Below are 22,547 nucleotides of genomic sequence, written 5' to 3'. Positions count from 1 at the left end.
AGCTTCACCATGCGAGTGGCAGTCTGCAATAAAAAAATCCCCCGTTAGTTTCTTGCTAACGGGGGATTAATACTTAACAGGCAGCTGTTAGTTCAACTTACCCAATGCTTCTTTAATTCTTTTCAAAGCTTCAACCAAACTCTCGTCTGATGCAGCGTATGATAAACGGATGTAATTATTATTGCCGAATGAATCGCCGCCTACGGTAGCCACATGCCCCACGTTCAACAGGTATAAGGCCAGATCAGATGAATCTTTGATCACGTTACCTTCAGCATCTTTTTTACCGAAAAAAGAACTGATTTCAGGGAAGAAATAGAAAGCACCGTCAGGTAAGTTGGTTTTAACACCAGGAATGTCATTCAATAAATTGTAAACCAGTTCTCTGCGACGCAGGAATGACTCTTTCATTTTCAGGACGCTTTCAAGACCCTGCTCGTAAGCAACAATACCAGCCCTTTGGGCAATTGAACAGGTACCGGAGGTAGTTTGCCCCTGTAACTTATCATTGGCGGCTGCAATCTCTTTATTTGCGGCAATATACCCTAATCTCCAACCAGTCATAGCAAAAGCTTTGGAGAAACCATTTACAATGATTACGCGATCTTTAATGCTTTCAAACTGAGCAATTGATTCGTGCTGATCAACAAAATTAATATGCTCATAAATTTCATCAGACAGGATGTAGATATTCGGATATTTTTCAAAAACTTTAACCAATGCAGCCAGTTCATCCTTGCTATAAACAGAACCTGTTGGGTTACAAGGAGATGAGAACATGAACAGTTTGGATTTTGGTGTAATAGCCGCTTCTAACTGTTCTGGTGTAATTTTGAAATTGCTTTCCAGATCAGTATCGATAAATACCGATTTACCTTCTGCCAGGGTTACCATTTCTGAATAAGAAACCCAGTATGGAGTAGGAATAATTACTTCATCATCCGGATCAATTAATGTTAAAATCACATTCGACAGTGACTGTTTGGCACCAGTTGAAACAACGATCTGAGAAATGTCGTAATCCAGATAATTCTCAGTTTTTAATTTATTCACGATTGCCTGGCGTAAATCAGGATAACCTGGTACCGGCGAGTAACGGGTGTAATTCTCGTCTAATGCTTTTTTTGCAGCATCTTTAACGTGTTCTGGAGTATTAAAATCGGGTTCACCAACGCTTAAACTAATAATGTTAATTCCCTTGGAAGCGAGTTCGCGGCCAAGTTTAGTCATTTTAAGGGTTGCAGATTCTGACAGGCTGTTGATTCTTTTAGATAAGGTGCTCATGGTTAATTACTTTGAGCGCAAATATATAAACCAAATATTATTCTGCACTAAAAAAGCCCGAGTTTTTCTCATTTTATTTCTGGCATAAGCGTATTTTTGTAAAAAAAAGTTCGTGACGGTAAAGAAGAAAGCAATTGTAATTTCACTGGCAGTGAGTGTGATATTGATGTTAGCCAAGTTTGTTGCATACTTCATCACAGGTTCCAATGCCATTCTCACTGATGCAGCCGAAAGCATTGTGAATGTAATAGCAGGGAGCTTTGCATTCTACAGTATTTACCTGAGTACGCAACCACGCGATGAAAATCATCCTTATGGACATGGTAAGGTTGAATTCTTTTCAGCTTTTGTAGAAGGAATACTTATACTCATAGCCGGTGTTATCATTATTTTTAAATCTTCATACAACCTCATCTATCCACATGCCGTAGGGAAGCTTTTAGAAGGAACTTTGATCATTGGCATCACCGGTGTCATCAACTTAATTGTTGGGTTATACCTCATCAGAACTGGTGAGCGCGAACATTCCATCACACTGAAGGCAGATGGACAACACCTGCTTACGGATACCTATACTAGCATCGCCATTGTTTTTGGACTAATACTGATCCAGATTACTGATGTCATCTGGCTGGATAGTCTGCTTTCTGTTCTCGTTGGATTTTATATTGTATATTCTGGTTATAAGCTTACCCGGGGATCAATCGGCGGGTTAATGGATGAAAGCGATTTTCAGTTGGTTGAAGAAGTGGTTGAAGTGCTGCAGAAGAACCGCCACAATCCCTGGATTGATGTCCATAACCTTCGTACCCAACAATACGGACCAGAGTTTCATATTGATTGCCATGTTACTTTACCTTACTATTTCGATTTGAACATGGTTCACAGGGAAATCTCACAAATCGACGAGTTAATCAATAAAAGTGGCGTAAGAAAGGCAGAACTTTTTATTCATGCTGATCCATGCTTACCTGAATGCTGCAATTATTGCCACATGAGTGAATGTCCGGTCAGACAGGAACCATTCAGAAAGGAAATTACCTGGACCCCGGAAATTGTCATCAGAAACAAAAAACATTTCGAAAATGAGCTACTTTAATGTCAGGGTATACGGCCTGTTAATCAATGATCAGCATGAAGTTTTGGTAAGTGATGAAGAAGAACATGGTTTTCGTTTCAGCAAATTCCCGGGTGGCGGACTGGAGTTTGGAGAGGGTTTAATCGACGGATTAAAACGAGAGTTTATGGAAGAATGCAACGCAGAAATTGAAGTCTTATCTCATTTCTACACAACAGATTTCTATGAAAAATCTTCTTTTAACGATAGCCAGATCATCAGCATATATTATATGGTAAAAGAGAAAGATCCGCTTAAACTCAATTTCAAAACTAAAATTTATGATTTCGATGGGGAGGGAGACTTACTTCAGGCTTTTCGGTGGGTTCCGATAGTAAATTTAAACATTGACGAAATTACCTTTCGTACTGATAAAACAGTTGCTCAGCTTTTAAAGCAAAACTTGTCTTGATGCAATAGCAAATGCCACTATGGAAATGACATTTGCTGTTAATTTCTATCTTCTGAATGAATTATCCTAAAGGCATTTTGCTCACGTCCATATAAAGAATGCTCCACCGCTGCCCGTCAAGATCAATGAATCCGCACCCATACATCCAGCCATCTCTGTAACCTGGCTCACCATAAATTGTACCCCCGGCTGCAACTATCTTTTCCGCCAGCTCATTTACCTCTTCAGGGCTTTCTGCATCAATAGAAAACAGTACTTCATTGCCTGCTATTGTATCCGAAACCTCAACGCCGGCAAACCCTTCGTAAAGTGACTTTTCAAAAAGCATCAATACGAAACTAGAATCACCAATTAAAAAGCTCGCGGAATCATCTCTAACACCGTACTGCGTATTAAGTGTAAAGCCAATTGCCGTAAAGAATTGCTTTGATGCGCTTACATCTCTCACAGGAAGATTGATCCAGATTGATTTTGTCATAACTTAATATATTTATTTATATTTTGCTGCCAGTTCATCCGGCGCAGCCGAACAGTATGATAATTTCAATACCTCCTCAATTGTTTCAGCCTCAATAAAATTAAGTTCGAAAATAGTCCAGCCTTGCTTACCCCATCCAGCTTGCGCAGGGTAAATTGCAGATGGATCCAAATCAGAAAATTTCTGCTGTTCTTTTGGCGTTAATCTGAAAACTGCTTTCATATTAACATTGTCGATGGTGATGAAAATCTTCTCATCTACTTTAAACGAATTTTTATTAACATTAGGTGTCTCAACAACATTCTCGAATGATAAAGCAAGTTCTCTGAAAGAATCTGGGGTCATATGATTTAATTTTTATAATGATTGTCTGAGAGGCCGCCTATCAGAATTTTGAGGTACAAACTTACATCATTTTTGAATCAGGACAGATATTATTTACAATTTATATAACTTTTGCGGATACTGTTCGGCATGATTTAAAATCAGGTTTATAATGTAACTGTTAGATTGGTAAACCGCCAGGTCGTTTTTAATAGGGGATAAGCCCTCATTTAAAAAATTTTTATCTGTAAAATATCCCATTCCATAGAACTTACCCTGCTCTACCACCAAACAGCTAAATTCATCAGGGTTGCGGCCTTCATCAACCAGGGCAAAGCTGGGCTGCTCACTTTCAATCTCTAAAAGTGCCTTATTTAATCGTTTATTGTACACTGCAACTGTTTCAATGCCGCTGCAAGCACCAAAACATTGTCCATTCTCGTGAGCCAAACATTTGGTAACCGTTTTTTGCAAATAACAAAGTCTGGCGCAAAGTTGATATTTTTCAACAAGACGATTGAGGTAGTTGTAACCTTCCAGCAAATTATTAAAGCTATGCAAAGCTTTGATGTTTTTTTTATGCCTGTCTATTGCTAGCCTCAAATATCCGTTCTGATCCTCAAAAGCATACAAATCATATTTATGTTCGTACCGCTTCATCGCCCTGTTATTTTCAGGCCACAACCTTCTGATTTCATTTGCCTCTAAAATCAAAGCCATTAATTCAGTTCCACAGGTAACATAGTCTACACTGTGAATCGTACGCAAAAAATCCTGACGCTGCCTGTTTGGTTTATTCCCTGAAAAGTGACTCAATACACGTTTCCTCAGATCCTTTGCCTTTCCCACATAAACAATCTTTCCCTTATTATCTTTGAAGTAATACACTCCCGGATGATTGGGTAATCTGGTTACCGAAGCCTTGTCCAGGTGTGGCGGCAAAACCTGCTCCTTTGAAGTTTTTTTGAGCATTTCTGAAATGATGCCGTCCTGATCATGATTCAGTAATAGTTTGAACAATATGCTCGTGGCATCCGCATCTCCAGCCGCACGGTGACGGTTCTGAATCGGAATTTGCAACGCCGCACAAAGCTTGCCTAAACTATACGATGGTTGACCAGGGATTAGCTTACGGCTTAGCCGAACCGTACATAATTTACGGCAATTGAGCTCATATCCTGCGGCCGCTAAATGATGTTTCAAAAATGAATAATCAAAATTGACATTATGAGCAACAAACACTTTGTCCCGAAGCAACTGGTAAATCTGCAGGGCAACATCTTCAAACGAAGGTGCATCGACCAACATCTCATCATCTATACCTGTCAATGCAGTAATGTGCATCGGCACAGGCCGTTTGGGATTGATTAACGTGGTATATGACTCAACAATTTCACTACCATCGTGAATGTTAATGGCAACTTCGGTTATTCCATTTGCCGACGCATGGCCTCCCGTGGTTTCTATATCTACAACTGCGTATAACATGATCTGAGATGAAGCACAAATTTATACTAAAATAATTAGTATATAAAATTTATTATCCGCTAATTTTTAGTTTTCTCAACTCACAAAAAAAGCGACCTACGTAATAACGTGGTCGCATCCAAAAATGATATAGATAAAATTAACGTTTCCTTAAAAGTTTACTCAAATTTGGTTTAATACCAATAGTAACCGGAACCGTATTGAATGTTCTGTCTTGAATTTTGCTAAATCCGTACATGTAGCTTACTTCAGCAAACAGGTTTGCACCTCCGATATTGTATTCAATACCTCCGCCACCTTCGGCAATACCCAGGCTGTTTGACTGGTTGCTCATCGTAACCTGCAACGTTGAAGCATTAACAGCGGCCTGAGGAGTAAGAATAAAACCGCCACCGGCCCCGGCAAATCCATAAAATGCCCATTTATCAACAATTTTTCGGTATCCTAGCGCCACATTAAGCAAATAAGTAGTAGCACGGCTATCTTGCAGGGTGTAGGTATATCCCGCGTCAGGTTTAATCTGATTGTAGCTAAAAGCATGTAAACTTACTTTAGGATATAAGAACAATCCGCCATCACCCAGGCCAAGATTCACACCTAATGTGGTAGAAAATTTGGGTTTAAAATAGTCTGAGGTTTGTCCCATTGGAAAAGCAAAGCCTATTCCGCTCATCGAATACAATTTGTCGGGCCTGCTACTTTGTCCGAACGTTCGCAGCGAAGCTACCGACAACAGCAGTAGACATGGCAAAAGAATTTTTAGTTTCATATTTTTTTAGGTTAATGTTTTAACTTCCTGAAGTAACCTTGCAACCTCAAACGGCTTTTCTAAATAGGCATCAGGGTGATACTGCTGCGAATGAATGTAAGTTTCATCGTATCGGGCCGAAGCCAGAATAACAGGAATATTTTCTGTATCGGGATTAGACTTTAATTCTTTAAACACAATGCGACCATCCATTCCATTTAACATAATGTCAAGAATAATCAAATCAGGTTCAAAATCTTTTATGTTTTTAAAAATATATCTGGGCGAAAGAAGCGGTAAAACTTCGTATCGCTCACTTTCCAACGCCATCTGAAAAACCTCAAGTATATCGGGGTCATCATCCACAACTAAAACTCTTTTCAAAACGAATAATAAACTAGTAAAATTAGACTAAGCTAATACAATACTCAAGCTATAAAGTTTTGTGATATCAAAAAAAGGGCATGTGCCGGAAAAGAAAAGCTATTCTCCGGACTCAGGATTATTGTTTACGTTATTCTTAATAAAATTATTAAACAACAATTCATGGGAAGGTGCAATGGAATAGGACAGCTCTCCGGCAAGCAAAACGCGGTTGCCCAGCACACTCTTGATATATTGCTTGGAAACAATTACAAATGCATTGATCTGAATGAAAGCAGTATGTTCCTTGAGCATTTTGATGGTTCTGACAAAATTGGATCTGGCACTTGAAAAGCTATCAACAGTGGTTTTAAACCGAACTTCATCACCAAACTCTTCAACAGAAATTAATTCATTTAGATCAATTCTGATTAATTCACCTTCCTTACCCTGTACAGGCAGATAGAAGAAATGATCTTCGAAATCAGAAAACCCGGTATTGTGTTTTTTTCCAGTTGGATACAGATTATTGATGGTTTTGGCGAAATGCATCATCGAATAAGGTTTTAACAGATAAGCATCTGCATCTACCTTAAAAGCATCAATAGCGTATCTTGCATGCGCTGTGGTAAAAATTAAGTGCTTCGTTTTTCTTCTGAGCAAACCGGCAAGCTCAATGCCTGAAAGGGATGGCATCTCCACATCCATAAAAATAATATCTACAGGATTTGCATCAGAAATTTCTGCCAATGCCTCAAGCGGTTCAGTAAAGCTCTGAACCAGTTCAAGATCAGGCAATTTATTCATATATGCCGTTAAACTTTCCAGAGAATGCGGATCGTCATCTATAGCAATGCAACTTATTGACATTTTTTAGTTTTAGATAATGCAAATTACAATTCTATGGAATAAAAAAGAAAAAAAACAGCCCTGTACTCCTAATATGTTTAGAATACACTACAAAATACTTAGTTTTCAGTACATTTCAACATACATTATGACAGTTATACCTAATCAATGTTGCCTGGATCGGAAATTGATAACCAGATGCTAAAAGTAGGATCATTTTCGGCGCTGACAATGAAGTTATGCCGGTCTCTATAGGCAAAATTCAACCTTTTTCTGATGTTTTCAAGTCCGGATTTCAATCCTGATTGATTATTTCCGCTCTTTTTTAAATTGACGGTCTCAATGAGCAGTACACCTGCCTGATAAGTGATTCTGATTTGGGCGGGGTTGTCCAATTGGGATAAATCACCATGCTTGAAGATATTTTCAACAAGAGTGATCAAAACAAGTGGAATAATGGATATATCTTCAATTTCATTTTCGTAAAACAGATGAATCTGGAGCAGATGATCCTTACGAAGCTGATGAAGGTTAATCAGATTTTCTACCTGAACAATTTCTGACTTTATAGGAATAAGGTCTTTATCGTGATTGCTGTCCACCGAATACCGCATCATTTCCGAAAGCGATAGAATAGTCTCCGCAGCAACGGGCGAATTTTCTCTCGCACTGTGGTAAATAAAATCTAGCGTATTAAATAGTAAATGTGGCTGAATCTGTGCTTTCAAGAATGCATTCTCAGATCTTGCTATCTGAATTTCATTGTTCAAACGCTGCGATTCCAGGTCGGCAGTTTTTCGCCTTTCACTTAGATAATTCATCAGAAAATAATAACCTGAAGAAAAAATAATAAAATAGATGCACCGGTACAGCGGGCCGATTAAATGATGTACACTCAAAATTTCAAATTTCGGCCCATTGTATCCAACATAGTTAATGATAATGTAATCCAGGCACATGCTGATAAGGAAGTATCCTGTCAGTTCTGACAACAACAAAAGTGGGAGCGCCCACAACGTCTTTTTATTTTTCAGGCCAAATGCGAGTACAACGTGCGCATGAAAGTAAAATAGGGCAATGTTAAGCGCGTAATAAAGTATGTAGGTGGGTATTTTAGCAAATCTTCCTGAAATTAATCCCGCAATCACCACTTCATAAAAGATGAAGATGACCCAGACAATAAAATGAAATCTCTTTTTCACTATCCACTGAAGGATAGCATTTTGGGTAGATTGATTTAAATGGTTAGTACTCATAATGTGGCAACGGCTAATAACGTGGTATCTGCAAAGTATAAAGACAAAGGTAGTTAAACTGCCATATTTTATGTAAATAATGGCACAGCGTTTCCTTTTTAAGTCCTGTTGGTTTTAATCGTTTTTTGTTTAATATACTCCAAAATATCATCTTTATAATGGTTACCAAGGCTAATCGACAAGTCATTGATGAGTTTCAACGTGTTCCCTTCAACCTTTTCAATAAAGTTCTTTGCAATAATAAAGGAACGGTGAGCCTGAGTAAAGTTTGAATGATCTTCTAAAACAGTCTTTATTTCTGATAACGAAATATAGGAAACGATAACTTCATTCAGCGTGTAAATCCTGACATAATTTTGCAGACTCTCTACAGCAACAATTTCAGCATACCGCACTTTAATCAGATTATTATTGTCATTCTTATTCCGGACAAAAAAGTAATCATCTGTCTGTTCTATTTCCGGATATTGCAACTGAGATGTCTGTGGAAAAAGCCTGTTAATAGTTTCAGCAAAACGGGCAAAAGTGTAGGGTTTCAATAAATAGGCATCTGCATTAAGCTCAAAAGCGTCATACGCATATTTCGAATGAGAAGTAGTAAAGATGAGTTTATTTGCTTTTTGCCTGATCATTTTAGAAAGCTCAATTCCAGATATCATCGGCATATCCACATCCATAAATAAAATGTCTGCACCTGATCCGTTGCTGATTTCGGTTAAGGCCAATAGCGGGTCAGAATAGGTTTGGATGAGCAGCAGATTAGACAGCGCCTTAATATATGCGGTTATACCATTTATGGCATAAATGTCATCGTCGATTACGATGCAGCTTAATTTCATAGAGATAGATTAGATATTGCCAAATTACCTGATCGTTACTGATTAAAAAAATAAATTTCTTAAAAGTGGATTCCGGTGACGAATTGATGATGTTACCTTTTCCATTTTTCCATAACGTGTGAAGCTTTTATTAAAAAATGAACAGTGTTTAAACGCCTCCTGCCAAATAATGAACAAAACAATCTAATTTAATCCATTGTATTACAATATATTGCAAACAAAATCGTAAGTTAGATATACGCTTTGATATTTATCTTTAACCTAAACCAAGTCCCGATGAAAAACAAAACCAGAACCACAAACAGGCTCAACGTCTCGCTGACCAATCAACTTATTGAACTGCAAGAGCAAGGTTACGACTGCGACTTCCTTTTACTCGCCAACGGAAATCTCCATTGCATGCAAACCAACTACAACTATCCCTTGAATACCGTTTCTATCAAACGGATTGATAATGGATATGATTTTTTTAGCCAATCCTATAAAAATGTTCACACTATTGAAACAGGAAACGGCGAAAGAGGGGTTTTATTATCTGAAACAGCCTTTCTGTAAGCAGTCTTCCAGCAACTGATTCCAATAACATCCGGAAACAATCTGGTTACCGGATGTTTAAAAAATTAAAAGAATTTGCATTTCAAAGTCTGATATTTATTTTTAACCAAAATATACTGAAAAGTTTTGTTGAACCTGTCTGTCACCGACCTGATGTTTGACATGATAATCAGATAACAGTTGAAAGCAATCATATAAAAATGGAAGAACAGGTAATACTGGTTGATTTAAATGACTCGCCTACGGGCCAGATGGGGAAACTCGAGGCGCATCTAAAGGGCATACTACACCGGGCATTTTCCATTTTTATTTTCAATTCAAAAAACGAACTTCTTTTGCAGCAACGCGCAAAATCCAAATATCACTCTGCGGGGTTGTGGACAAATACCTGCTGTAGCCATCCGCGCCCCGGTGAAGCCAACCTCGAAGCTGCAAACCGACGCCTGAACGAAGAAATGGGCATGAATTGTAATTTAGAGTATGCGTTCAATTTCACCTACAAGGCTGCTTTTGGAGATGGTTTAACTGAGCATGAACTGGACCATGTATTTATCGGGCAGTCAGATGAACTGCCCATTATCAACACCGATGAAGTTGAAAGCTTTCGATATCTAAGCCTGGAGGAATTGAACCTCGACATTAGAAAAAATCCGACCCTGTATACGGAGTGGTTAAAAATATGCCTGGATGAAATGATTGACCATCTGGCACTCCGCAAATAAAAAACGGGCATACAGCCTAAGCCATATACCCGTATCTAAATTAACGCTCTCGGGTACAAATATAGAGCTCCTGTCGGAAATTCAAAATTGTTTAACACTTCTTTTACCATGAGATTACCATTATTGCTTCAATTTGAAGCAAAGCGTTAAATAATTGGCTTATAATCAATTAATTGGAATTTATATAGAATTATTCTGAATTGCGTTTTTTTTTTCTAACCGGGCATATGAACAGGGGGGTAAAAATGCAGCTAACAGTGTTTATGCTGCCGATGAATTTGGTTATCGGGCGCAAATATCGAAAACATCCCGGTTAAATAAACATTTTTCAAACCTGCCTGTTACTTGTTTAACTAATAATTCGAAATATGGAAAGATCAGAAATTTTAGATTTACTGGAAGTAATTAACCAGCAGGTCAACTCGCCGATTCTGGGCGGTAGGGAAGATGATTATGAAGAACTGGAAAGCATGGGTCTGGTAAAAATCAACCGTGAGTCTGTTCAATGGGCCGCCGTAATGACACCTGCGGGAAATGCATATTTGGGGCACGATTAGCAATTTAGCCTTTTGCCTAAATCTGTAAAAATTTATCGGTATAATCTTTTAAATTTGCAGCAGATCCAGGGTACATCACAATTTTTCTAAGATGTGCTTCTGACCCTTTTTTATGAACGATTTCCAACTTAGAAGCGTAAATGTTACCCGTTACGTTACACCTTTGCGCGAAGGCGGGTCAATGCCGGCCATCGCAGAGGCAGACGACGGTTTCCTTTATGTATTAAAATTCCGTGGTGCCGGTCAGGGGCCCAGAGCGCTTATTGCCGAACTGATAGGAGGAGAGATTGCCAGGTTATTAGGCTTTCGTGTTCCGGAACTTGTTTTCGCAAATCTTGACGAGGCATTCGGCCGTACGGAACCTGATGAAGAAATCCAGGACCTCCTCAAAGCAAGTGTAGGTTTAAATCTTGCCCTACACTATCTTTCCGGAGCAATAACCTTCGATCCGACGGTAACTACTGTTGATGCAAAACTGGCTTCACAAATTGTTTGGCTGGATTGTTTCCTGACCAATATGGATCGTACTTGCCGCAATACCAATATGCTGTTGTGGCATAAAGAGCTATGGTTAATTGATCATGGTGCAGCACTATATTTCCATCACTCATGGCAGAATTGGGAAGAGCAGGCAACAAGGCCTTTCTTTTTGGTTAAGGACCATGTACTCTTACCCTGGGCTTCTGAACTGTCTAGCGTAGATGAAGAGTTCCGTGCCATTCTAAACGCCCAAAAAATTCAGCAGATTATTGATCTTATTCCCGACAACTGGCTGGAAGGCGACACCAGTTTCGAAACCAAAGAAGCCCATCGTAATGCTTACACGTATTTTCTAAAAACACGTTTAGCAAATTCTGATATCTTTTTAAAAGAAGCACAGCATGCAAGAGAAATTCTTATTTGAGTATGCCGTAATCCGCGTGATGCCCAGGGTAGAGCGCGAAGAGTTTCTAAATGTCGGAATCATATTGTATTGCGCAAAAAAGAAGTTTCTGCAAAGTGTATTCTCTTTAAATGAAATTAAACTATCCGCCTTTTCCCCCGAAACCGACCTCAGTGAGCTAAATGCCAATCTGATGGCCTTTCAACGAATCAGTTGTGGAACAAAAGGTTCCGGTCCTATTGGCGAATACGATCAACCTTCCAGGTTCAGGTGGCTAACAGCCACAAGAAGCACCGTAGTACAGTGCTCAAAAGTACACCCTGGCTTTTGTATCAACCCTGAAGAAACCTTATTGAGGCTACATCAGGAACTCGTACTATAATTGTCAAATATTCAGCGAAACTATTTTTTGCACAACTAATACATTCCCATTGCCCAAAGAATACTTCAAGAAACTCCAGGATCTTCTGAATACAGAGCGCGAAGAAGATCTGCGATCTTATGCAAAGCTTACCGAAAATACTTCGGCTTCAGACAGGAGAGCACTAGGTTTGTCATGGTATCCAATCGCCATCCGCAATACGGAGATTGGTCGCGGCGACTACCTTACAATCGAACTGGAACGCCCGAGCCATCAAGAGATTTCTCATCAGTTCAGGTTTGGTTCGGCTGTTGTACTTTTTTCAAACCACAATGCCCGTGAAGATAGGATTGAAGGAACCATTTCAAACCTGGCTGGTAATAAAATGAAGATTAGCCTCCGCATTGATGAGCTGCCCGAATGGACCAGAGATGGTAAACTCGGGGTCGACCTCCTCTTTGATAACAACAGCTACGATGAAATGCAGAATGCACTTAAACAGGCTTTAATCGGCGTTGAAGAAGGGGAAAACAGCAAGCTCATCAGAATCCTGACTACAGGCGAAAAGCCGTCGTTTCAGAGTGAAGAAAAATTTATTATCCCCAACAAATTGAATGTATCCCAGCAGTTAGCTGTGAACAAAATTGTTTCAGCAGATCATCTGGCCATTATTCACGGTCCTCCGGGAACCGGAAAAACCACCACTCTCGTGCATGCCATAAAATCGCTGATTAAACACAGTAATCAGAAAATCCTCGTCGTAGCCCCCAGCAATACCGCTGTAGATTTACTGACAGACAAATTATCTGCCGCCGGACTAAACGTAATCCGTGTTGGCAATCCCGCCCGGGTGTCAGAAAGACTCTTAGCGGCAACCTTGGAGCATAAAATGGCCGATCATACCGAAATGAAAACCATTAAAGCGCTTAAAAAACAAGCCAGCGAATACAAAAACATGGCCCATAAATACAAGCGCAGTTTTGGCAGGGCAGAGCGTGAACAACGTAAAGCACTTTTCGACGAAGCCCATAAGATTGGCCGGGAAGTGGAGAAAACGGAACAGTATATCATGGATAGCTTACTTAATAAAGCCCAGATCATTACCGCTACCTTAGTGGGCGCAAATCATTATACGGTACGTAACCTGAAATACAGTACGGTAATCATCGACGAAGCCGGACAGGCCCTGGAGCCCGCATGCTGGATCCCGATTTTAAAAGCACAGAAAGTAGTGCTGGCTGGCGACCACTTTCAGCTGCCACCTACTATAAAATCAACCGATGCAGGTAAAAACGGATTATACCAAACCCTACTGGAAAAATCAGTTAAACTACATCCCGAATCAGTTGTGTTGCTTAACGAACAGTACCGTATGCATGAAAACATTATGGGATACTCATCCCAGGTATTTTATGAAAACCAACTCAGGGCACATAGCAGTATAGCCCGTCATTTGATTTTTGATAGCGATGAGGCACTCACATTTATCGACTCGGCGGGCTGCAGCTTCGATGAACAACTGGATGGAACAAGCACCACAAATCCTGATGAAGCCGCATTCTTAGTAAAGCATCTATCGGCCTTTTTAAATGATTTAGACTTGAATTACGGAGATAGCGGCATCCCTTCCGTCGCCATTGTATCGCCTTACAAACAACAGGTACAGGTTCTAAATTCGCTCGTAAATGACAGCGATATACCAATCACGCATAAAGATAAAATTTCAGTAAATACGATAGATAGCTTTCAGGGACAGGAGAGAGACATCGTTTACATCAGTCTCACCAGGAGCAATAAAGATGGACATATCGGATTTCTTTCAGACACCAGAAGGATGAATGTAGCAATGACGAGGGCCAAAAAGAAGCTGGTTGTAATCGGTGACAGTGCGACTTTATCAACAGCTAAGTTTTATGCCGACTTTATCCGCTACGCAGAGCAGCTGAATGCGTATCACAGCGCCTGGGAGTTTATGGATATTTGACATAACTCTTTTTAAAGTTCATAAAATTGTTAAATTTGAGGAAATCATCCAAATTCTGAATTTTCCGCTTTAAACTATTGGCTTATACCAGTATTTTGCCTTTCGGTCTTCTCAATTTAAATGATTCAAAGCCAGGTCATTTAAATGAACGCACAGGTAAAAGTTTTAATAGCGGATGATAATGAATTGATGCAAACGGTCATGAAAGCCCTTTTCAGCCGGTTGCTCCACAATCCGGAAATTGTTGTTTGTGCAAATCTTAAAGATACTTTTTCCAGATTGCAACAGCAGTCATTTGACTTTCTGTTACTTGACATCAATATGCCAGGGGGCGATAGTGATCCGCAGTCGGTACAGGAAATATTAGCCATCCAGCCTCAGCTAAAGATCTGCATGTTCACAGGAAATGATAAAAACCTCCTTTCCCATTCATATCTGGAAGCAGGGGCGATAGCCTTTATTCAAAAGGATCATAAAATTCCTGCAGCATTAGAAGATGTTTTAAAATCAGCCTTTAAATAACCTTTTCTTCCTTTTTATCTTCAAGCTTACCCGAAATGGTGGCACCGGCAATTAATAATTCATGAGTAATGGTTTTCGTATATTCGGTGATTTCAGATTTAAAGTCTTTCACCGAAGAACCGGAACGAATTTCTTCGAGTCGTTTCTCCCATTGACCGGTGAGTTCGGCCTGTGCAATTTGTTTGTCTTTAACTACCTCGTAAACTGCTAATCCCTTAACAGTGGGCACTAAATTCCGCTTCTCACGGGTGATATATTCACGGGTAATCAAAGTTTCAATTATGGATGCCCGTGTGGCGGGAGTGCCTAAACCACTGTCTTTCATGGCATACCGCAGCTCTTCATCCTCAATTTCTTTACCGCACGTTTCCAGAGCCTTTAACAGCGATGCCTCATTGTACATGGCCTTAGGCTTAGTCTGCTTTTCCAGAAACGATTTCTCAGTGATGGGTAATTGCTCGCCAACCGCCACTTTTGGTAGGGCTGCATTATCCTCATCCTTTTTATCCTCTTCGGTTTCATTAAATACAGATCGCCACCCTGCTGAGCGAATTACTGTTCCATTGGCAATAAATGTAAGTCCCGACTGAATGGTTATTTTGGTGATTTCTTTTAAACATTCCTGATGAAATGCTTCCACCATTCTGCCCACAACCATATCGTAAATGGCTTGTTTATCGCTGCTTAGGCCATACGCTTCTTCTCCTGTAGGCAAAATCGCGTGGTGATCGGTCACTTTTTTCGCATTTACGCTTCTTTTATTCAGCGCTGTGGTTTGTAAATATTGTGCCTGTTTACCGAAGTCAGGGTGACTGGTGAACTTCGAAATCAGATCAGGAATGCCTGCAAAAATATCGTCGCCTATATATCGAGAACCGGTACGGGGATAGGAGACCAGTTTGCTCTCGTATAAATTTTGCAGGAGACTTAAAGTCTGGTCGGCAGTAAAGCCTTTCTTTTTATTCGCCTCTTGCTGCAGGCTACTCAAATCATGTAAAAGTGGTGGTGGTTCTTTCCTCGGCTTGGCCTCAACTGCTGATATATTTCCACCGTTTGGAAAACCCGATGGAACATCCTCCACCAGCGCAAATAATTTCTCAGCCTCTTCCTTGTTTTTGTAATTGGATGTGGAAACCGCTTTAAAAACCTGTTCATCCTTCACCAGCAATATGCTGATCTGATAGTAAATCTGCGGAACAAAATGCTTTATTTCAAGAGAACGGGCACAAATCATCGCAAGGGTAGGCGTTTGAACCCTTCCCAGTGACAGTACTGTTCTGTTGCCGGCAGAGATGCTTAGCGCCTGGGTGGCATTCATACCAACCAGCCAATCGGATTCAGAACGACAATGCGCTGAATTAAAGAGCGTATCGTAATCTGTCCCGGGTTTCAGGTTTCTGAATCCATCCTTTATGGCCTCATCTGTTTGCGATGAAATCCACAAACGCTTAAATGGCTTTTTACATTTCAGGTAATAGTAAATATACCGGAAAATCAATTCACCCTCGCGCCCCGCATCCGTTGCTACAATGATTTCACTGGCTTCATCAAAAAGCTTCTTAATCGTATCCAGCTGTTTCCGCACAGCAGGATCTTCAACAAAGCCATCTTTTGTTTTAATCTTTCGTACAGCGAGTTTGAATTTTGCAGGAAGCATTGGTAAATGCTGTTTGCGCCAACCGATAAAGCCATAATCCTGAGGGGGTGCAAGCTGCAACAAATGCCCAAAAGCCCAGGTAAAGGAATACCCCTTACCTTCAATGTATCCATCTTTTCTGGTGGTCGCACCGAAAACTTTTGCAAGCTCACGTCCAACAGAGGGCTTTTCTGCAATAACAATCTTCATTAAATGGGTTTAATTTTCCAACCTCAAAGATGTAAAAATATTCGTTTTTAAAACCATAATTTTACTCACATCGTAATGCGTTGGATCATAAACATTTCATGAATTCTTTTGTTAAACAGCAACATTGAGGTAACAAAAAACAAGACACAGCATCTTATTATGGAATGGAAAAGGAACTCAGATTGTATGATTGTATTATTAAAATCAAATTTGATGAAGGGATCATCAGGGTTTACAGTAATGCACAACTCTGGCAGTATCTGAATGGAAAAGCGAAAGAACGCCTGACACTGCTGGCTGAAGCAATAAAGAATGAGTATGCCGCCTTGTTCAGTAAGCCACTCCAGATCAGCACAAAATCCTTAATCCTGGAAATTCTCGTACATGTCTATTGTGATTACCTGGGGCTCGCCTTTAACAGATATGTCCGAATCACCGGAATACAAAAACTAGTAAAAAAACTACTGCTGCGTGCAGAAGTTGTAGATTGTGGTGAGACAGCGAAAGATGGCAACCGGTGGGTATGGGATTTGCTGGTTCCCTTTAACGGAGCATTCTTTGTCCTATTACCTCACAACTTAAATGCCACCAACCTCAAAAAATATTAATCCATTTTTGCCGCCAGTAATTCATCCTGACGCAGGGCTACACTCGCAGCCAGCGTTTCATTTAGAAATGCAGAATGATAAGACTGCTCAGAATTATTGATGAATAAAACAGTACGATCAGAAATGGCATTGATTACCTGATTTGCAAGCTTAGTTGCTACTGCCGGGCAGCCCTGGCTACGGCCTAATCGCCCGAGCTGATCAATCGTTTCCTGACATACGTAATCGGCTCCGTGTAAAACAATTGCCCTTTCCCTAGCATTATTATTATACCCCTGATCCATTCCATCAAGTTTCAGCGAACGGCCATGTTTACCGTAATAAATCTCCCCCGTAAGAAAAAAGCCAATACTACTTTGATTAGAATTCGGAACATTTGAAAAATAAGAAGGCTTATCTCCACCGCTATTCTGCCCATGGGCAACCCAGGTATTGAGAATTAATTTTTTGTGATCCAGATCGATAATGTATAATCTTTTTTTACAGCTTTCCTGATCAAAATCGGCAATAGTTAATACTGATTTAGCATGCAACAGGCCTGAATACTTCATGTTGTAAAAGCCAGTAAGGGCTTTCTCAAAAACTTCTTCTTTAAGTCCGGCAGAATCCAGGCGGACTGCATGATACAAAGTGTCAATGTATCGGCTGTATAAACTATCAGCTGCAATATTTTTTATGGTTTCCTGTTGTGTTTGTGGCCCCTCAACCTTTTTCCAACTTACTCCGACAATGCCTATACTCACTAATAAAAACATAGCAATGCCCACGGTTTCTCTCTTCATCCAGATATGTTTGTTTGATACTGAACTAATTATACGAACATTTTTTGCATTTGTTGTGCTTCTCTTTCTGTAGTTCTGGAAATACAATAAGTTTTGGGCAAAAATAGCCTGATTTCACCTTGATATAGCTTTTAAGAATGCTATTTTTTAGTAGTGCACATCATTTGCGTTGCAAAACCATGCTTGTAAAGAGGCCACAGAAATTAATATTTTCGTAAGAACGCCCTAGCTTAACCGTGTAGCTTCGTCACAGCTAATTCGGGTTTTGGTCGGGGATTGGTCGGGCTTGTGACAATTGTACCCGACCAAACAGTGACGAATCGTCGAATGAAAGCCGACCTAAGGATTAACTATTCTTATACCATGATTCCACTAATTCATCATTTGTCCTTCTCCACCGTGAAAGAAAGGGTAGTTTAATAGTGAAACAAAACGATTATTTGGGTTATAAGGCTCCAGACCATTTGAATTTTACTTATTTTTGTCGAAAAAGTAATCAAATGGCCAATCATAAGCACGAATACTCATTCTGGACCAAATACAAAAGATTTGCCACCACAGAGATTTTGATGTACCTGATTATGATTATCGGAATCGGTTTGGGAATACTTATTTTAAGCTAAGTGCCAGTTTTAAAAAATCTGTGGCATTTACATCACTCATAAACTTAGAGAATTCAGCATACTTTTCAGCAGGGAAGGTGCCGTCATTAAGTACAATTTTCCTGTAATAGGTAAGTTGATTACCCGCAACACTGGCTTTCGAAATATAGCTCCCAAACACACTACTCAATACCCGCTCATTTGTTGTAATCAAATCTGTATCTACATTATCAGGCAGCGTGTAAACAATCGTATCTTCGTCGGTATAACCGCGGTTAATATAAACAGGGAGCGTCCTGTTTCTAAGCTCAGGTATCGATCTCATTGTATTGAAAACATTCGGCTGCAGGAACATTTTTTTACCATTTACAGGAACGTAATTAGGAATGTCTATATCAATATTCTCGGTAAATTCAGGCGCTATGTCCTTCTTCTGGGCAAATGAGACCGATTTGATGTCAATATTATCTACATTATAGGATGCCTTTAGCATTTTATGCTGCTCAGATACAGACTTGCCAATCATGGCTTCATGGTTATCATATTGCGCACCCGAAAAAACTGTATTCATACTTCCGGTAACATTACCATCAGCAGAAATGATTAACCTGGCATTTCTGAACTGCCTGTTCTCCTGTGTAGTTAGCTTAGGTGTACGCAAAAGTTTACCACCCTCCGCTGTGCATGCCAGAACCAACCTGTCGTCGGTAAAATCACTTAAAAAACCAAAAGGAATTTTCTGACTGGTACATTCCAGCCAGGTGGTATCACCTTTCAAAGGCAAACATAAAATGATGTGATTGCCTTGCACCATACTGGCAAAACCGGGGTCTACACTTTTCTTCTGTGATCCAGCTTCAACTACACAATAGTAAGATTCAATATCTGCAGCTTTCAGTAGGCTCTGCATATAATTAACCAAAGCTTTACAATCCCCATATCCTAAACGGTCAACCTCGCTTGCCGAAACCGGCTGAAAGCCCCCGATACCAATTTGTACGCTAATGTAACGGGTTCTGTTTTGCAAGTACTGGTATATTTTTTTAGATTTTTCTTTATCCGTTTTTTCATCTTTTACCAGCTCTTTTATTGTCTGTATAGTTGCAGGAGAAAGTGCTGTTCTGTCTTTCAGCAAATCCTCATACACCCATTTACCAAGGTCCTGCCAATTGGTATAGCTTCCTTTATGGTTATAATATGTAAAATGCTCAGGTGCAATTTTTATACTTGTAAAGTAAGTTTCCGGGTCAGGGCTATAGGGTTCGGTTTTAACCGCTGGTAAACTGCTCACGTTCCAAACCATTTTCTTCTGTTTTTCGTCAACAGTTACCTCAGGAACGCCCGGATAGTTTGAGGCTTTGATCCTAACCTGATCTGAAGGCTTTGAAATGAAAGTATAAATGCTCTTTTCAACCGATACGTCGCTTGCTGGTTTAGGTTGCCAGTCGGGTATAATTAAACTTTGTTTATTTCTGATTTCGTAACTGTACACTACCGTGTAAGGAAATTGGTTTACGTTAGGCAGATAGTGTTTCACCCTGCTATCAACGAATAATGAAAATCCATCTGCGGCACTTATATCCGAAAAATCATTTTGGGTAAATTTGCTTACCGGCATGCCAACGGCATTGTATACTTCCCCCTTAATACCCTTTATCGCCGTATTTTTATCGTAGTACAACACCAGTTCCGCTTCCCGCTCCCCATTTTCGTTAAACACGGTAACCGCCTTTTTAACGTATAACATCACGTTATCCGGTGAGCGCATATCGATCGTCGTTTCCTCTTTTCTAATACACGAGTTAGCTCTGTTGCGGAGCAGCGAAGGAATCAAATCGACATCATAATTATCCTGCCCGAAACAGGTCACAACAAATGAAACTGATAAAACAAGCGTAAATAAATATTTCATTTTTTAACCTTTTTCAATAAAATTTCTGACTTCTGATTTTGTATGATCTTGCTGTAAAACTCTTTCAAAGCAAAATAATCATCTGGCTGGTAGATGGCATTGTTAAACTGTAAAATCTGACTCATTGACAAAGTATTTCCATCGAAATCACATTGAACCAGATATTTCCCGCCAGCATTAGGTAAAGCGATGGCCATATTCTTTGGCTTCTCCAGCATCTCATACTGATCAGCAATAGACACATTAATAATTACCCTTTCATCAGAAGCAGCACCCAAATCAACAGGGTAGGTGCGCTCATTTAAATTGAACGGATTTTTGGATATGGAATTGATAAAAAAAGGACTGAAATAAAACTGATCTTTTAAGCCATCGTTAATGGAAAATTCTACCTGATAGGTTTCTGTTAATGCATTTTCAACACTGTCCAGTCCGGTTATCTGATGGTCTGATATTCTGATTCTTGTCAACCGGTCATCAAGCTTCTCTACATATTCATCAGGAGAACTGTATTTTAGTATGTCTCTGCGTTTGTTGTAGGCAGCATAACCCAAAGAGTGAGTAACCAATGTACCTACAATTTTTCCTTCCTGTGTTAATTTACCTGTTAAGATATAATTGGTAGATGATTTCTGGCTAGCCTTCAAATCTAACCAATACGATGGCTTCTTAATATTAATCACCCGGCCCTGATCGTTTATGCAGCGCAAGGGTAGCAAACCGAAAGGCATCAATGGTTCAGTAGCATCCAGCAGATAACTGGTTTCACCGATGTTCACCTTCGCCACAACATAATTGAAATCTGAAAGTACAGGATAAAGCTTATTCACCGTCCCGTTTTCACGCGTCGATAAAATTACAGCCTCAGCATCCAGGTTCGCTGCTGAAAGTGCAGCGATCAGGCTCAAATTTACATCGGCCACATTACCCGATCGGAAATCAAGTGCCTTTTTGATATTGTCTTCGGTGTACTTGCCATAGTAATTGTTCCATTTAATCTGCTTTTTGATGTAATTGTAAATGGCTTTGGCTTTTGCCAGATCATCCGGGGCATCTTTAATAATGGCTGGCAAAAGGTCTTTGAAAACGTCTTTACGCTTCATCTGGCCTCCCAGGTTTTTATCAGATACCAGCTCGTAGTCAACATCTTTCCAGCTTTTAGTATAGGATGTTTTACCGCCCGACAAGCTCTGGACTTCAGCAAGTTCAAAGTAAATGGCCGACTTGAAATTACTGGGGGCAGTCATGTTATCTTCTTCTATGAATGCAGGAATATCTTTCATTACATAGCTGATTTTCGAACAATCAATGGCTACACCTGATAGCCTCAAACATTCTTTGTTGAGCTCAACTTTTTGATCGGTTAATTTTTGATAACCCCTTAAAGAAACATTATAGGTATAAATGCCGGGTATGTAAACGAGGTATTCACTGATCACCTTTGGAATATCAGCCTGAAACTCCCAGGTTTTAAAATTGAAGAGACCTGGAGATCGCAGACGATAACTGTATTCGATCACTGATCCCTCTTTCAGGTTTGGAAGGGTAAACTTCGTTAACCGGGTGTATTTGGATCTGTTCTCCGTAAACACAGCCTTTTTATCCATTAACGTTTCCACAAATCTGCCGCCATCTAAGTTAAAGGTTGAGGCTTTCAGTTCACTGATCGTTTCTTCCTGGTTATCATCCTTAGACATGGGGATGATGATATTTGCTTCTTTAAAGCCTTCCTTATTGTAAATTTTAATTTTTACATGATGAACGAAAACGAGCTCAAGATGGCCGGTACTTTCATCGAGCTGAATTGATGCGGTTCCAAATTCTTTTAATACAACCGCATTGGCATTACTATCCAGCGTTTTTTTGTCAAACTCATAATCTGCGTAGGTGATGGCGCCAAAAGTAAAGTCCTGTGCACGTATGGCCATACTCGTTGTGAGCAATACAATCAGGACCAGAAATATTTTATTCATTAGAGCGAAATTAAATTGAGCCAATTTAAGGCTAGTCGGCAACAATCAGAAATAATTTCTCAATTAATTTTAATAAATTATT

24 protein-coding genes are annotated in these 22,547 nt (G+C 39.8%); 11 read left to right on the top strand and 13 right to left on the bottom strand.

The features are described 5' to 3' along the window. Positions 1–87 precede the first annotated feature (87 nt). On the bottom strand, positions 88–1,284 hold the full coding sequence (locus AB669_RS02660; RefSeq protein WP_197082319.1) for a pyridoxal phosphate-dependent aminotransferase: 1,197 nt from the start codon (positions 1,282–1,284) through the stop codon (positions 88–90). A gap of 112 nt (positions 1,285–1,396) precedes the next feature. Between AB669_RS02660 and AB669_RS02655 the strand changes: the two genes are divergently transcribed. After that, a complete protein-coding gene (locus tag AB669_RS02655; RefSeq protein WP_082120570.1) occupies positions 1,397–2,383 on the top strand; it encodes a cation diffusion facilitator family transporter in 987 nt (328 codons plus the stop codon). Next, the gene (locus AB669_RS02650; RefSeq protein ID WP_047797767.1) at positions 2,370–2,813 is read left to right on the top strand and encodes an NUDIX domain-containing protein; all 444 of its coding nucleotides are present in this window, start codon (positions 2,370–2,372) and stop codon (positions 2,811–2,813) included. The genes AB669_RS02655 and AB669_RS02650 overlap by 14 nt, the downstream gene beginning before the upstream one ends. A gap of 61 nt (positions 2,814–2,874) precedes the next feature. On the opposite strand, the gene AB669_RS02645 is transcribed toward AB669_RS02650, so the two are convergent. From AB669_RS02645 to AB669_RS02610, 8 genes are all read right to left on the bottom strand, one after another. Further along, on the bottom strand, positions 2,875–3,291 hold the full coding sequence (locus AB669_RS02645) for a VOC family protein (protein WP_047797766.1): 417 nt from the start codon (positions 3,289–3,291) through the stop codon (positions 2,875–2,877). A 12-nt stretch (positions 3,292–3,303) separates the two neighbouring features. Then, a complete protein-coding gene (locus AB669_RS02640) occupies positions 3,304–3,636 on the bottom strand; it encodes an MmcQ/YjbR family DNA-binding protein (RefSeq protein ID WP_047797765.1) in 333 nt (110 codons plus the stop codon). A gap of 93 nt (positions 3,637–3,729) precedes the next feature. Then, positions 3,730–5,103, bottom strand: a complete 1,374-nt coding sequence (locus AB669_RS02635; protein ID WP_047797764.1) for an exonuclease domain-containing protein — start codon at positions 5,101–5,103, stop codon at positions 3,730–3,732. A gap of 139 nt (positions 5,104–5,242) precedes the next feature. Then, positions 5,243–5,872, bottom strand: coding sequence for an autotransporter outer membrane beta-barrel domain-containing protein (locus AB669_RS02630; RefSeq protein ID WP_156166632.1), 630 nt, complete (start codon positions 5,870–5,872; stop codon positions 5,243–5,245). A 6-nt stretch (positions 5,873–5,878) separates the two neighbouring features. Next, positions 5,879–6,235, bottom strand: coding sequence for a two-component system response regulator (locus AB669_RS02625; protein WP_047797762.1), 357 nt, complete (start codon positions 6,233–6,235; stop codon positions 5,879–5,881). A 99-nt stretch (positions 6,236–6,334) separates the two neighbouring features. Further along, positions 6,335–7,084 carry a LytTR family DNA-binding domain-containing protein gene (locus tag AB669_RS02620; RefSeq protein WP_053058221.1) on the bottom strand — a complete coding sequence of 250 codons (750 nt, stop codon included), beginning with the start codon at positions 7,082–7,084 and terminating at the stop codon, positions 6,335–6,337. A gap of 140 nt (positions 7,085–7,224) precedes the next feature. Further along, positions 7,225–8,319: a sensor histidine kinase gene (locus AB669_RS02615; protein WP_047797761.1), complete on the bottom strand. Its 1,095-nt coding sequence runs from the start codon at positions 8,317–8,319 to the stop codon at positions 7,225–7,227. Between the two features lie 98 nt (positions 8,320–8,417). Then, complete coding sequence (locus tag AB669_RS02610; protein ID WP_047797760.1) at positions 8,418–9,158, bottom strand: LytTR family DNA-binding domain-containing protein; 741 nt, start codon at positions 9,156–9,158, stop codon at positions 8,418–8,420. A gap of 276 nt (positions 9,159–9,434) precedes the next feature. Here AB669_RS02610 and AB669_RS02605 point away from each other — a divergent pair, with 276 nt between their 5' ends. From AB669_RS02605 to AB669_RS02575, 7 genes are all read left to right on the top strand, one after another. Next, a complete protein-coding gene (locus tag AB669_RS02605) occupies positions 9,435–9,713 on the top strand; it encodes a hypothetical protein (protein ID WP_047797759.1) in 279 nt (92 codons plus the stop codon). A gap of 200 nt (positions 9,714–9,913) precedes the next feature. After that, complete coding sequence (gene idi / locus AB669_RS02600) at positions 9,914–10,435, top strand: isopentenyl-diphosphate Delta-isomerase (RefSeq protein WP_047797758.1); 522 nt, start codon at positions 9,914–9,916, stop codon at positions 10,433–10,435. 368 nt (positions 10,436–10,803) lie between these two features. Continuing rightward, positions 10,804–10,992: a hypothetical protein gene (locus AB669_RS02595; RefSeq protein ID WP_047797757.1), complete on the top strand. Its 189-nt coding sequence runs from the start codon at positions 10,804–10,806 to the stop codon at positions 10,990–10,992. A 112-nt stretch (positions 10,993–11,104) separates the two neighbouring features. Further along, a complete protein-coding gene (locus tag AB669_RS02590; protein ID WP_047797756.1) occupies positions 11,105–11,896 on the top strand; it encodes a HipA family kinase in 792 nt (263 codons plus the stop codon). Continuing rightward, entirely contained in the window at positions 11,874–12,257 is a 384-nt protein-coding gene (locus AB669_RS02585) for a DUF3037 domain-containing protein (protein ID WP_047797755.1), read from the top strand. Before AB669_RS02590 ends, AB669_RS02585 begins: the two co-directional genes overlap by 23 nt. Before the next feature lie 49 nt (positions 12,258–12,306). Continuing rightward, positions 12,307–14,220, top strand: coding sequence for an AAA domain-containing protein (locus AB669_RS02580; RefSeq protein ID WP_047797754.1), 1,914 nt, complete (start codon positions 12,307–12,309; stop codon positions 14,218–14,220). 144 nt (positions 14,221–14,364) lie between these two features. Beyond that, entirely contained in the window at positions 14,365–14,742 is a 378-nt protein-coding gene (locus AB669_RS02575; RefSeq protein ID WP_047797753.1) for a response regulator, read from the top strand. Here the strand turns inward: AB669_RS02575 and topB are convergent. Continuing rightward, positions 14,735–16,588, bottom strand: coding sequence for a DNA topoisomerase III (gene topB, locus AB669_RS02570; RefSeq protein ID WP_047797752.1), 1,854 nt, complete (start codon positions 16,586–16,588; stop codon positions 14,735–14,737). The genes AB669_RS02575 and topB overlap by 8 nt on opposite strands. A 164-nt stretch (positions 16,589–16,752) precedes the next feature. Here topB and AB669_RS02565 point away from each other — a divergent pair, with 164 nt between their 5' ends. Beyond that, positions 16,753–17,196, top strand: coding sequence for a hypothetical protein (locus tag AB669_RS02565; RefSeq protein WP_047797751.1), 444 nt, complete (start codon positions 16,753–16,755; stop codon positions 17,194–17,196). On the opposite strand, the gene AB669_RS02560 is transcribed toward AB669_RS02565, so the two are convergent. Continuing rightward, positions 17,193–17,978 carry a murein L,D-transpeptidase catalytic domain family protein gene (locus tag AB669_RS02560; protein ID WP_047798041.1) on the bottom strand — a complete coding sequence of 262 codons (786 nt, stop codon included), beginning with the start codon at positions 17,976–17,978 and terminating at the stop codon, positions 17,193–17,195. The genes AB669_RS02565 and AB669_RS02560 overlap by 4 nt on opposite strands. 500 nt (positions 17,979–18,478) lie before the next feature. Here AB669_RS02560 and AB669_RS22460 point away from each other — a divergent pair, with 500 nt between their 5' ends. Beyond that, positions 18,479–18,601: a hypothetical protein gene (locus AB669_RS22460; RefSeq protein ID WP_255352135.1), complete on the top strand. Its 123-nt coding sequence runs from the start codon at positions 18,479–18,481 to the stop codon at positions 18,599–18,601. Here the strand turns inward: AB669_RS22460 and AB669_RS02555 are convergent. Continuing rightward, on the bottom strand, positions 18,588–20,492 hold the full coding sequence (locus AB669_RS02555) for a DUF3857 domain-containing transglutaminase family protein (RefSeq protein WP_047797750.1): 1,905 nt from the start codon (positions 20,490–20,492) through the stop codon (positions 18,588–18,590). The genes AB669_RS22460 and AB669_RS02555 overlap by 14 nt on opposite strands. Beyond that, positions 20,489–22,465: a DUF3857 domain-containing protein gene (locus tag AB669_RS02550; protein ID WP_047797749.1), complete on the bottom strand. Its 1,977-nt coding sequence runs from the start codon at positions 22,463–22,465 to the stop codon at positions 20,489–20,491. The genes AB669_RS02555 and AB669_RS02550 overlap by 4 nt, the downstream gene beginning before the upstream one ends. Positions 22,466–22,547: the final 82 nt, after the last annotated feature.

The organism is Pedobacter sp. BMA (assembly GCF_001027745.1).
Classification (GTDB): domain Bacteria; phylum Bacteroidota; class Bacteroidia; order Sphingobacteriales; family Sphingobacteriaceae; genus Pedobacter.
This window is presented reverse-complemented; position numbering and strand designations above follow the sequence as displayed.

Excerpts from the sequence above, each read along its gene's own strand:
- AB669_RS02590 (WP_047797756.1), top strand. The coding sequence starts at position 11,105 with ATGAACGATTTCCAACTTAGAAGCGTAAATGTTACCCGTTACGTTACA.
- AB669_RS02555 (WP_047797750.1), bottom strand. The coding sequence starts at position 20,492 with ATGAAATATTTATTTACGCTTGTTTTATCAGTTTCATTTGTTGTGACC.
- topB (WP_047797752.1), bottom strand. The coding sequence starts at position 16,588 with ATGAAGATTGTTATTGCAGAAAAGCCCTCTGTTGGACGTGAGCTTGCA.
- AB669_RS02610 (WP_047797760.1), bottom strand. The coding sequence starts at position 9,158 with ATGAAATTAAGCTGCATCGTAATCGACGATGACATTTATGCCATAAAT.
- AB669_RS02585 (WP_047797755.1), top strand. The coding sequence starts at position 11,874 with ATGCAAGAGAAATTCTTATTTGAGTATGCCGTAATCCGCGTGATGCCC.
- AB669_RS02660 (WP_197082319.1), bottom strand. The coding sequence starts at position 1,284 with ATGAGCACCTTATCTAAAAGAATCAACAGCCTGTCAGAATCTGCAACC.
- AB669_RS02605 (WP_047797759.1), top strand. The coding sequence starts at position 9,435 with ATGAAAAACAAAACCAGAACCACAAACAGGCTCAACGTCTCGCTGACC.
- AB669_RS02550 (WP_047797749.1), bottom strand. The coding sequence starts at position 22,465 with ATGAATAAAATATTTCTGGTCCTGATTGTATTGCTCACAACGAGTATG.
- AB669_RS02640 (WP_047797765.1), bottom strand. The coding sequence starts at position 3,636 with ATGACCCCAGATTCTTTCAGAGAACTTGCTTTATCATTCGAGAATGTT.
- AB669_RS02565 (WP_047797751.1), top strand. The coding sequence starts at position 16,753 with ATGGAAAAGGAACTCAGATTGTATGATTGTATTATTAAAATCAAATTT.
- AB669_RS02575 (WP_047797753.1), top strand. The coding sequence starts at position 14,365 with ATGAACGCACAGGTAAAAGTTTTAATAGCGGATGATAATGAATTGATG.
- AB669_RS02645 (WP_047797766.1), bottom strand. The coding sequence starts at position 3,291 with ATGACAAAATCAATCTGGATCAATCTTCCTGTGAGAGATGTAAGCGCA.
- AB669_RS22460 (WP_255352135.1), top strand. The coding sequence starts at position 18,479 with ATGGCCAATCATAAGCACGAATACTCATTCTGGACCAAATACAAAAGA.
- AB669_RS02630 (WP_156166632.1), bottom strand. The coding sequence starts at position 5,872 with ATGAAACTAAAAATTCTTTTGCCATGTCTACTGCTGTTGTCGGTAGCT.
- AB669_RS02615 (WP_047797761.1), bottom strand. The coding sequence starts at position 8,319 with ATGAGTACTAACCATTTAAATCAATCTACCCAAAATGCTATCCTTCAG.
- AB669_RS02595 (WP_047797757.1), top strand. The coding sequence starts at position 10,804 with ATGGAAAGATCAGAAATTTTAGATTTACTGGAAGTAATTAACCAGCAG.
- AB669_RS02620 (WP_053058221.1), bottom strand. The coding sequence starts at position 7,084 with ATGTCAATAAGTTGCATTGCTATAGATGACGATCCGCATTCTCTGGAA.
- AB669_RS02560 (WP_047798041.1), bottom strand. The coding sequence starts at position 17,978 with ATGAAGAGAGAAACCGTGGGCATTGCTATGTTTTTATTAGTGAGTATA.
- AB669_RS02635 (WP_047797764.1), bottom strand. The coding sequence starts at position 5,103 with ATGTTATACGCAGTTGTAGATATAGAAACCACGGGAGGCCATGCGTCG.
- AB669_RS02650 (WP_047797767.1), top strand. The coding sequence starts at position 2,370 with ATGAGCTACTTTAATGTCAGGGTATACGGCCTGTTAATCAATGATCAG.
- idi (WP_047797758.1), top strand. The coding sequence starts at position 9,914 with ATGGAAGAACAGGTAATACTGGTTGATTTAAATGACTCGCCTACGGGC.